The 9,433-nt window shown below is 66.7% G+C and carries 9 protein-coding genes and 1 pseudogene; 2 read left to right on the plus strand and 8 right to left on the minus strand.

Annotation, left to right across the window (positions count from 1 at the left end; all coding sequences use genetic code 11):
* Positions 1-141 (plus strand): annotated as a pseudogene (locus ACTHJF_RS10825) (OmpA family protein); the annotation flags it as partial.
* A gap of 215 nt (positions 142-356) precedes the next feature.
* Here the strand turns inward: ACTHJF_RS10825 and ACTHJF_RS10830 are convergent.
* The 7 genes from ACTHJF_RS10830 to ACTHJF_RS10860 are packed head-to-tail and all read right to left on the minus strand — an operon-like array spanning position 357 to position 7,137.
* Entirely contained in the window at positions 357-1,445 is a 1,089-nt protein-coding gene (locus ACTHJF_RS10830; protein WP_440267115.1) for an SAM-dependent methyltransferase, read from the minus strand.
* Positions 1,438-2,238, minus strand: a complete 801-nt coding sequence (locus ACTHJF_RS10835; protein WP_440267116.1) for a DUF1295 domain-containing protein — start codon at positions 2,236-2,238, stop codon at positions 1,438-1,440. The genes ACTHJF_RS10830 and ACTHJF_RS10835 overlap by 8 nt, the downstream gene beginning before the upstream one ends.
* Complete coding sequence (locus tag ACTHJF_RS10840; RefSeq protein ID WP_440267117.1) at positions 2,228-2,779, minus strand: DUF2878 domain-containing protein; 552 nt, start codon at positions 2,777-2,779, stop codon at positions 2,228-2,230. The genes ACTHJF_RS10835 and ACTHJF_RS10840 overlap by 11 nt, the downstream gene beginning before the upstream one ends.
* A 10-nt stretch (positions 2,780-2,789) precedes the next feature.
* Positions 2,790-4,091: a class I SAM-dependent methyltransferase gene (locus ACTHJF_RS10845; RefSeq protein WP_440267118.1), complete on the minus strand. Its 1,302-nt coding sequence runs from the start codon at positions 4,089-4,091 to the stop codon at positions 2,790-2,792.
* Positions 4,092-4,094: 3 nt separating this feature from the next.
* On the minus strand, positions 4,095-4,949 hold the full coding sequence (locus ACTHJF_RS10850) for a DUF1365 domain-containing protein (RefSeq protein WP_440267119.1): 855 nt from the start codon (positions 4,947-4,949) through the stop codon (positions 4,095-4,097).
* Positions 4,943-6,184, minus strand: coding sequence for an NAD(P)/FAD-dependent oxidoreductase (locus tag ACTHJF_RS10855; RefSeq protein ID WP_440267120.1), 1,242 nt, complete (start codon positions 6,182-6,184; stop codon positions 4,943-4,945). The genes ACTHJF_RS10850 and ACTHJF_RS10855 overlap by 7 nt, the downstream gene beginning before the upstream one ends.
* An 8-nt stretch (positions 6,185-6,192) precedes the next feature.
* Complete coding sequence (locus tag ACTHJF_RS10860) at positions 6,193-7,137, minus strand: acyl-CoA desaturase (protein ID WP_440267121.1); 945 nt, start codon at positions 7,135-7,137, stop codon at positions 6,193-6,195.
* Positions 7,138-7,201: 64 nt separating this feature from the next.
* On the opposite strand from ACTHJF_RS10860, the gene ACTHJF_RS10865 reads away from it, so the two are divergent.
* A complete protein-coding gene (locus ACTHJF_RS10865; RefSeq protein ID WP_440267122.1) occupies positions 7,202-8,050 on the plus strand; it encodes a pseudouridine synthase in 849 nt (282 codons plus the stop codon).
* A 459-nt stretch (positions 8,051-8,509) separates the two neighbouring features.
* Here the strand turns inward: ACTHJF_RS10865 and kbl are convergent.
* Positions 8,510-9,433, minus strand: a 924-nt coding sequence (gene kbl, locus ACTHJF_RS10870; RefSeq protein ID WP_440267123.1) for a glycine C-acetyltransferase, incomplete at its 5' end; no start/stop codon positions are given.

A 9,433-nucleotide genomic window follows, 5' to 3' on the forward strand; every position in this document is an offset into this window, starting at 1 on the left:
GACTACCTGACGGCCCACGGTATCGACGCGAGCCGCCTGGAAGGTCCGATCGGTCACGGCGAGAACGACCCGGTCGACACGAACGACACGGATGCCGGTCGCGCCCGCAACCGTCGCACGGAGCTGCAGGTTCAGCAGTAAAAGAACCGCTGTAGTCCCCATGAAGAAGCCCGGCATCTGCCGGGCTTTTTCTTTTGGCTTCCGCGTCATGCTCAGCTACTGCGGATGGGATGGCCCCCTGGGGTGAGTTCAACCCATGGGCTTGAAGATGAGCGGGGCAAGGCAATGGGTCTTTGTCGTACCGCAAGAAAAGCCCGGGCAAGCCGGGCTTTTCTTGTCTTACCGGGGCGAATCGATCAGTCGGAGCGGCGCTGGAACCGGTAATGCCCAACCAGCCACTCGTTGCCGTCATCGAAACCGAACAGCTCCGCGCAGGCCATCCAGAACATGCGCCAGCGCTGGTGCCACAGATTCGCCGATTGCGCACCGTAGGTACTCGCCAACACCTTGAGGATCTCCTCGCGACGGGCATCCTGATTGGCCAGCCAGTGGTTTGCGGTCTTCTCGTAATGCGTGCCAGACAGGCGCCACTGCTGTTCGATCACCATGTGCTGCTGGAAATGCATGAAGGTATCCGCCGCCGGCATCAGGCCGCCGGTGAAGAAGTGGCGGCCCATCCAGTCGTCGTCACGTTCGGTCTCGAACGGGTACATCAATTCTCGGTGGCAGAAGATGTGCACGAAAAGCTTGCCGCCAGGGCGCAACCAACCGGAGATGCGCTGCAGCAGCGTCTGGTAGTTGCGCACGTGTTCGAACATCTCCACCGACACCACGCGATCGAACTGCGCCGCATCGAGCTCGAGCCGGTTCACGTCCTCGGTAATCACCCGCACGTTGTGCAGTCCTCTCTCACGGCAGCGCGCTTCGATGTGCTCGCGTTGCGGGCGTGAGTTGGAGACTGCGGTGATGCGCGAGGCGGGATAGCGCTCGGCCATCCACAGCGTAAGCGAACCCCAGCCACAGCCGAGCTCCAGGATCTGCTGGCCGTCGGCCAGCTCGGCGCGCTCGCCATAGAGCGCGAGCATCTTCTGCTCAGCCTCGTCGAGCGTTTCGGTGCCAAGCGGGTAGTAGCAGCTCGAATACTTCAGGCGCTCGCCCAGGCACAGCTCGAAGAAGCGTGGCGGCAACTCGTAATGCTGGCGATTGGCCGCATCAGTGTGGAGGGCCAGCGGGCTCTGGCGCAGCTGCTGGAGCTGGTCGCGAAAGCGCTGCCAGATGGCTTCCGCTCCGCCCGCGCGTTCTTCGCGCAGGCGCTGCGCGCACAGCCGACGGATGCCCAGCCGCAACAAACTGTCCGGAATCAGTCCGCGCTCGGCCAGGCGCGTCAGCCCCCGCTCCTCGGTCTGCTCGATGGCGTCGGCGTTCAAGGCGAGAGTGTCAGTCATGGGGTCGATCCTCAGCTTTCGGGAACCACGGGATGAAGGGGCTGGTGGCTTGCTGATAGCGGCGATAGTCATCGCCGCGGCTGCGCAGGGCCTGCGCCTCGGTGAATGGAATGCCGGTGACGCGATACAGCGATACCAGCATCAGGGGCGGCCCCAGCCACGCCAGCCAGGCCAGCGGTGAGCCCCAGGCCAGCAGCACGTAGGCGAACCAGTGCGTCCATTCGAAGAAGTAGTTCGGGTGCCGCGAATAGCGCCACAGGCCCGTGCGGCAGGTGCGGCCGCGATTGGCCGGATCTTCGCGGAAGCGGGCCAACTGGCGGTCGGCGATCGATTCCCCATACAAGCTGCCGAGCCATACCAGCGTGCCAGGGATCATCAGCGAAGCGGTGCCGCCACCCGGATTCGCCGCCACGGCGAGAAAGGGCAGCGAGAAGATCGCGGTGAACAGCGCCTGCGCCTGGAAAAAGGCGAAGAATTTTGCCTGGTTGTCCTGCCAGTGCTGGCGTAAGTACCGGTAACGGCCGTCCTCGTCCTCGGTGCGGATACGGTGCAGCAGGTGCAGGAGCAGCCGCAGCGCCCACAACCCGCCGAGCAGCGCCAGCAGCCCACGCAGGGCCGGCGATCCCGAGCCGACGGCGGCATAGAACACCGCGCTCAGCCCCATGGTTGCGGTCCAGATCGCATCCACCAACGTGGCGTTTCGCGTGCGGTACTGCACGAACCAGCCCGCCGTCATGGCCACGGCGGTGACCAACCACACAGTGAGGATCTGCCACCAGACGTCATGCCACATGCACTGGATTCCCTGTCGAAGAAGTGGTGCGCCGGCGCTCGAAGCGCTGCGCGATCGCGATGAGTGTCGGCATCGCGATGAGCCAGCCGGCGCCCAGCGCGATCACCGCCGGTGTGCTGCCTCGCGGAAAGGCCACGGCATGCCAGCCTCGCGCAGCGCCGAGGTAGGCCAGCGGTGCGCCGACTGCGCCCAGCGCGGCGGCCAGCGGCAGCCGGCCATGCAGGAAGCGAAAGCTGTGGCGCAAGGTGAGCGAAAACGCCGCCCAGATGGCGATGATCCACACCGGTGCCGCATGCGGTGACGGCACGGCCGAGGCATAGGCGACCAGGTCGCTGGCCGCCAGCGCCGAATCGAGCGCGATGCCAAGCAGCACCGCCACCGGCATCAGCCACGCGTCGATGCGCCCGTCCGGACGGCTCAGGTACCAGGCGGCAAACGGAACCAGCGCCAGGGGCGCCAGCCACCAGTAGCCCGCGGCCGCACCCCATACGGCGACGAACCAGACCAGCTGGTAGCCGATGGCGTTGGCCCAGACCTTCATCGACGCACCGTCAGGCCGCTGCCGAGGAGGGCAGGTCGGGCAGGTAGGAGGCGCGACGGCAGCCGGGACGTGTCAGCAGCATCTGCACGTCGCCGATCGAGCGTTCGCGGAAGCCGCCTTCGCAATAGGCGAGGTAGAACTCCCACATGCGGATGAAGCGCTCGTCGTAGCCGGCCTGCAGCACCTCGCTGCGACGGCCCATGAAGCGCTCGCGCCACGCCTTCAAGGTAAGCGCGTAGCTCGGGCCGATGTCTTCCATATGGAACAGACGCAGGTCGCTGGCGCTGCGCGCGGCGCCGAGCATGGCGCTCACCGAGGGAATGAAGCTGCCGGGGAAGATGTAGCGTTTGATGTAGTCGACCGACTTCAACGCCCGCTCGTAGCGGTGATCCTCGATGGTGATGGCCTGGATCAGCGCCATGCCATCGTGCTTCAACAGGCGCGAGATCGCGTTGAAGTAGGTCGGCATGAACTCCGCGCCGATCGCCTCGATCATCTCGATCGACACCAGCTTGTCGTAGGTGCCGGTGAGGTCGCGGTAATCGTTGAGCAGGATCTCGATGCGATCGCCCAGCCCGGCCTCGGCGACGCGCCGCGTGGCCAGGTCGAACTGCTCGCGCGAGATCGTGGTGGTGGTGACGCGGCAGCCGTAATGCCGCGCGGCATGGATGGCGAAGCTACCCCAGCCGGTGCCGATCTCAAGTACGTGGTCGGCGGGGGAGAGATCGAGCTTCTGGCAGATGCGGTCGAGCTTGCGGGTGGAGGCGGTCTCCAGCGATTCGCTCTCGTCGGCGTAGATCGCCGAGGAGTACATCAGGTCTTTGGACAGGAACAGGCCGAACAGGTTGTTGCCCAGGTCGTAGTGAGCGGCGATGTTGCGTCGGCTGCCCGAGCGCGTGTTGCGGTTGAGCGCGTGCCACGTCCTCATCGCCAGTCCGCCGAGTCGGGCCAGGCCGCTTTCCATGCCGTCGAGCAGGTCGCGGTTGCGTACCATGATGCGGATCAGCGCCACCAGGTCGTCGCAGCGCCACATGCCTTCGATGTAGGCCTCACCCGCACCCACGCTGCCGTTGGCGGCCACCAGCCGGTAAAAGCGCGGGTCGAGCACGCGCAAGTGCACGCGTAGCGGCTCCTCGCCGTCGATCGGCGTGCCGAGTTCCACCGAGTCGACTGCATCGTCCAGCGTGAGGCGGCAGCCCTTCAGCTGACCCATCTGCGCCAGCAGGCGCCCGCGCAGCACGCGCTCCAGACTGCCCGGCTGCGTGGCGATGGCCGGTATCTCCTCGGCGACGGTGCTCAGTTCGATGTTCATGGGTCAGTTCTCGCGATGCTTGGGATGGTCGTAAACGGGGTTGCGCTTGAGCCACAGCTTCAGGGCCTGCCAGTGGATCGCCCACACCACCTGCAGCGTCATCAGCGGATAGCGCCACAGCACGCGGGCCAGTCCGGTGCCGTCCAGCGGCCGGCGTTCCAGCACCAGCGTGGCGTCGAAGTCGCGATGGTCGCCGTCGAGCACGTTCATATGTACGCGCAACACGTCGCCCGGGATGCTGAAGCGCCAGTCGTAGCGACGGGCCATCGGCATGAACGGCGATACGTGGAAGCTCTTGTCGAACGCCCAGGCCGGCACCGTGCCACGCGTGCGCCCTTCGGCCAGCGGCAGCACGTAGGCATGGCGCTCCTTCCACGGCGTGTTGGTGATCTCGGCGACGATGGTTTCCAGCGTGCGGCCGTCTGCGGCGTAGCAGTAGTAGAAGCTCACCGGGTTGAATACGTGGCCGCCGTAGCGCAGGTGGGTGAGCAGGCGGATCGGGCCGGTGGGACGCGTACCGGTGTGCTCGGCCACGCGGCGGCGCACGGCCTCGTCCAGCGGCAGCTCGGTGGGTCCCAAGTAGTCGCTGCGGCGGAATTCGGCTACGTTGCGGCGATCGCTCGACCACAGCCAGCGCTGCGCGAACAGCGTGGGCAGCTCGGCCAGGTCCAGGTACAGCATCGCCATGCGGTAGCGGAACGCGTGCGCTCGCGGTGCGTGACGGCGATGGCGAACCCAGCCTTCGTAGATCGCACTCGCCAGCGGTTGTGCCGCGCCGGCCGCCTCGGCGTCGTCGTGGGAGGCTCGGGCTGCCGGCGACGGGTCGACTACCGATTGGCGCAGCGCCGAGGTCACCACTGCACTCCCAGCGCGCGGGTCACTTCCACCGCGCTTCGCATGCCGTCCTCGTGGAAACCCCAGCCCCAGTAGGCGCCGGCATACCAAATGCGGTCCTTGCCCTGGATCTCGCCCTTGCGCTGCTGTGCGGCGACCGAGGCGTGGCTGTACTCCGGGTGCGCGTAGCGCATGCGGCGCAGGATCTTGTCCGGCGCGATGCGGTCGGTGCAGTTGAGCGACACGCAGAAGGTATCCTGCGCATCCAGCGACTGCAGCAGGTTCATGCAGTAGGTCACCGTGCAGGCCTCGGTGGGCGAGGCGGGAATCAGCACGTTCCACGCCGACCACGCCTTGCGCCGAGTCGGCAGCAGCCGCGTGTCGGTGTGCAGCACGGTGTCGTTTTCCTGGTAGCGGATGGCCCCCAGCACCTCGCGTTCGGCCGGCGTGGGATCGGTCAGCATCGCCAGCGCCTCGTCGCTGTGACAGGCCAGCACCACCTGGTCGTAGCGCTCGCTGCCGAGCAGGCTCACCACTTCGACGCCGTCGGCGTGGCGGTGCACTTCGTGCACGGGGCAGGCGATGCGTTCGGTCACCTTCCAGTGCTTGCGCAGGGCGTCGACGTAGCGTGTGGAACCGCCACGTACCACACGCCACTGCGGCCGGCCCTCGATCTGCAGCATGTGGTGGTTGGCCATGAACTGCACCAGGTAGCGCGCGGGAAAGTCGAGCACCTTGTCGCTGGGTGAGGACCACAGTGCCGAGGCCATCGGCACGATGTGGCGGTCACGGAACATCGCGCCGTAGCGGTGCTCGCGCAGGTAGTCGCCCAGCGTCGGACCGGCGTCGGCGTCCTGCAGCAGCGCCGGCGACTCGCGATAGAACCGCGTGAGGTCGCGCACCATGCGGTAGAAGGCCGGCGAGAGCAGGTTGCGGCGCTGGCAGAACAACGCGTCGACAGTGGTGGTGCCGTATTCAAAGCCGCTCGCCTCGTCGTGCACGGCGAAGCTCATCGTGGTGGGCTGCGAGTCCACGCCGAGCTCGGCGAACAGCCGGCTCAGCAGCGGGTAGTTGTCCGGGTTGAACACGATGAAGCCGCTGTCCACCGCGTACGGGCGGCCGTTGGAGCTGACGTCGTGGGTGTGCGTATGGCCGCCGACGTAGGCGTTCGCTTCGTACAGGTCCACCTGGTGCTCGCGCGACAGCAGCCACGCCGAAGCCATGCCCGAGATACCGCCGCCGATGACTGCAATGCGCATGGCGAGCCTCAGCGCTCGCTGCGCTTGAGGCCGACCGGCACGGCTTTGAGCTCGCGTACCAGTCCGAACAGCGCCATCGTCCGCAGGATGTAGAAGGTCAGATCCACCTCCCACCAGCGGAAGCCCTGTCGCGCTGAGCCCGGGAAATGATGGTGGTTGTTGTGCCAACCCTCGCCGAAGGTGAGGATCGCCAGTAGCCAGTTGTTGCGGCTGTTGTCGCGGGTCTCGAAACGGCGGCTGCCGAAGCGGTGAGCCAGCGAATTGATTGTGACCGTCACGTGGAACAGCACGATGGTGGAGACGAAGAAACCCCACACCAGCAACTGCGGTCCGTTGGTGCCCAGGTCCGGATGGGCGTGACCGAGCCAGCGTCCCCAGAAGAAAAGCCCCACCGCCAGCGCCACCGGCACCAGCAGGTCGAAGCGGTCGAGCAGGCGCAACTCCGGGTACTTCATCAGGTCGGGGATCTTCGACCAGTCGGTGCGAAAGCCGGCCCGGCTGAGGAACCAGCCCATGTGGCTGTGCAGGAAGCCATGCTGCACCGGCGAGTGCACGTCCGCCGGCGTATCGGCGTGGCGGTGATGGTTGCGATGGTGCGCCGCCCACCACAGCGGCCCGCGCTGCACGGCGGCCGCGCCGACCACTGCGAATGCGAACTGCACCGGGCGCGACGCCTTGAACGCACGATGCGAAAAATACCGGTGATAGAACGCGGTCACCGCGAACATGCGCAGCGCGTACAGCCCAAGCGCCACCCAGAAAGCGAACCAGGAAAAGCCGACCCAGAACACGCCCAGGCAGGCCAGGTGCATACCGATAAAGGGCAGCACCCGCGCCCAGTCGATGCGATCGTCATCGTCGCCGACGGTGTCCTGCGCGCTGGTGTCGAACCAGCGCATCAGCCCGGTGAGCATGCGTTTGACGAAGTGCGGTTCTGCATGGCCGGTTTTCATGGGTGACGTCTTCGCAAAGCCCGCGACGGTAGTGACTGCAGATACGGCTGGCGGTTCGTGATGGATGCAGTGTTTCCTGCATTGCCACCAAGCCCCGCCAGCGAACGGCGGTCACCGGCGGTTGCCGCACGGATGCCGCGCTGGCTACGCTGGGCGGATGACCCGATCTCCCCGCCGCCCGGCGAAGCCCCCGACCATTCCACGCCATGGCCTGGCCCGGGTCCTGAGCAAACTCGGGGTCTGCTCGCGCAGTCAGGCCGAGCAGGCCGTGCGGGACGGACGGGTAAGCGTCGATGGCCGGCGCATGCTCGACCCGGAGCGCCCCACCGATCCGGCACGGGAGGCGATTGCCCTGGACGGAGCGAGCGTTCGGGCGGCAGCGCCCGTCTACATCGCGCTGAACAAGCCGCGCGGCATTGTGGTGAGCGCCGCGGACGAGCGCGGCCGCGATACGGTCTACGACTTGATCAAGGGCGCCGGCTTGCCCTGGCTGGGGCCGGTGGGCCGACTCGATCGCGCCAGCGAGGGCCTGCTGCTGCTGAGCAACGACACCGTGTGGTCGGCCGGTCTGACCGAGCCGAAGCACCAAGTCGACAAGACGTACCACGTACAGATCGACCGCCGCCCAGATGACGCCCTGCTGGCGAAGCTGCGTGCCGGTGTGGTGGATGCCGGCGAGCGGTTGGGTGCAGTGGCGGTCAACGTGCTGCGCGAAGGCGAGAAGAACGCCTGGCTAGAGGTGGTGCTGGATGAAGGCCGCAACCGGCACATCCGCCGACTGCTGGCGGCGCACGACATCGGCGTGCTGCGCCTGATCCGCGTGGCCATCGGTCCGCTGGTCCTGGGCGAATTGCCCAAGGGCGAGTGGCGACACCTCACTCCCGACGAGGTGCACGCTTTGCGACGTGGGTGACTGAGCGGAGAGCGGGGTTGTGGGGTTGCCGCCCGTGGACAGAGGCGCAGCGTGCAAGGCAAAAGCCCCCTCACCCCGGCCCTCTCCCCCGAACGATGAAGGTGTTCAGGGGAGAGGGAGCGAGGCGCGGGCTCTTCGCCAGCGCGTGGCTCCGCGCTTAAAGCCCTCTCCTCCGAGCCTGCTCGGGGGAGAGGGTTGGGTGAGGGGGTGCTTTGGGCTTTTTAGGTGTTTGTCGGTGAGGTGCGGCGTAGGTAAGGCAAGAGTCGCCCCCACACCCCAGCCCTCTCCCCCGAACGGAGAAGCTGTTCAGGGGAGAGGGGGCAGAGCGCGCTAGCGCAAAGCCTCAGGCGTAAGCCTCTCCTCCGAGCTTGTGCAGGGGAGAGGGAGCGAAGCGCGGGCTCCCCTTCAGCGCGAAGCCTCTTGCTTAAGCTTCCTCCCTCAGCGGGAGGCACCCCCGCCTCAGCCGATCACGCCGAGCCGTTTGCCGATGCGGGTGAACGCATCGATCGCGCGATCCAGATGCTCACGGGTATGCGCCGCGCTCATCTGGGTGCGGATGCGCGCCTGGCCCTGCGGCACCACCGGGTAGAAGAAGCCGGTGACGTAGATGCCTTCCTCCAGCAGCGCGCTGGCCATCGCCTGTGCCTTCGGCGCGTCGTAGATCATCACCGGCACGATCGGGTGTACGCCCGGCTTGATGTCGAAGCCGGCGGCGGTCATCTGCTGGCGGAAATAGGCGGTGTTCTCCTGCACCCGCGTGCGCAGCTCGCCGGCGCTCTCGAGCATGTCGAACACCTTGATCGCCGCGGCCACCACGTGCGGTGGCAGCGAGTTGGAGAACAGGTAGGGGCGCGAGCGCTGGCGCAGCATCTCGATCACCTCGGCAGGTCCCGTGGTGAAACCGCCCAGCGCGCCGCCCAGCGCCTTGCCCAGGGTGCCGGTGAAGATGTCGACCTTGTCCATCACACCGGTCACCTCGGCCGAGCCACGGCCGGTGGCGCCCAGGAAGCCGGTGCAGTGGCATTCGTCGATGTGCACCAGCGCGCCGTACTTCTCGGCCAGCGCGGTGATCTGGTCCAGCGGTGCAATGAAGCCGTCCATCGAGAACGAGCCGTCGGTCGTGATCAGCTTGGTGCGCGCACCGGCGGCATCGGCGGCCTGCAGCTGCTTCTCCAGGTCGGCCATGTCGCAATTGGCGTAGCGGAAGCGCTTGGCCTTGCACAGGCGGATGCCGTCGATGATCGAGGCATGGTTGAGCGCGTCGGAGATGATCGCGTCCTCCTCGCCCAGCAGCGGCTCGTAGAGGCCGCCGTTGGCGTCGAAGCAGGCGGCATAGAGGATGCTGTCCTCGGTGCCGAAGAACTCCGCGATCTTCGCTTCCAG

The organism is Dyella sp. (genome assembly GCF_051962475.1).
Taxonomy (GTDB): domain Bacteria; phylum Pseudomonadota; class Gammaproteobacteria; order Xanthomonadales; family Rhodanobacteraceae; genus Dyella_A.

What these genes read in the sequence shown, in the direction of transcription:
- ACTHJF_RS10860 (WP_440267121.1), bottom strand. Translation starts at nt 7,137, where the DNA reads ATGAAAACCGGCCATGCAGAACCGCACTTCGTCAAACGCATGCTCACC.
- ACTHJF_RS10845 (WP_440267118.1), bottom strand. Translation starts at nt 4,091, where the DNA reads ATGAACATCGAACTGAGCACCGTCGCCGAGGAGATACCGGCCATCGCC.
- ACTHJF_RS10830 (WP_440267115.1), bottom strand. Translation starts at nt 1,445, where the DNA reads ATGACTGACACTCTCGCCTTGAACGCCGACGCCATCGAGCAGACCGAG.
- ACTHJF_RS10840 (WP_440267117.1), bottom strand. Translation starts at nt 2,779, where the DNA reads ATGAAGGTCTGGGCCAACGCCATCGGCTACCAGCTGGTCTGGTTCGTC.
- ACTHJF_RS10865 (WP_440267122.1), top strand. Translation starts at nt 7,202, where the DNA reads ATGCAGTGTTTCCTGCATTGCCACCAAGCCCCGCCAGCGAACGGCGGT.
- ACTHJF_RS10855 (WP_440267120.1), bottom strand. Translation starts at nt 6,184, where the DNA reads ATGCGCATTGCAGTCATCGGCGGCGGTATCTCGGGCATGGCTTCGGCG.
- ACTHJF_RS10835 (WP_440267116.1), bottom strand. Translation starts at nt 2,238, where the DNA reads ATGTGGCATGACGTCTGGTGGCAGATCCTCACTGTGTGGTTGGTCACC.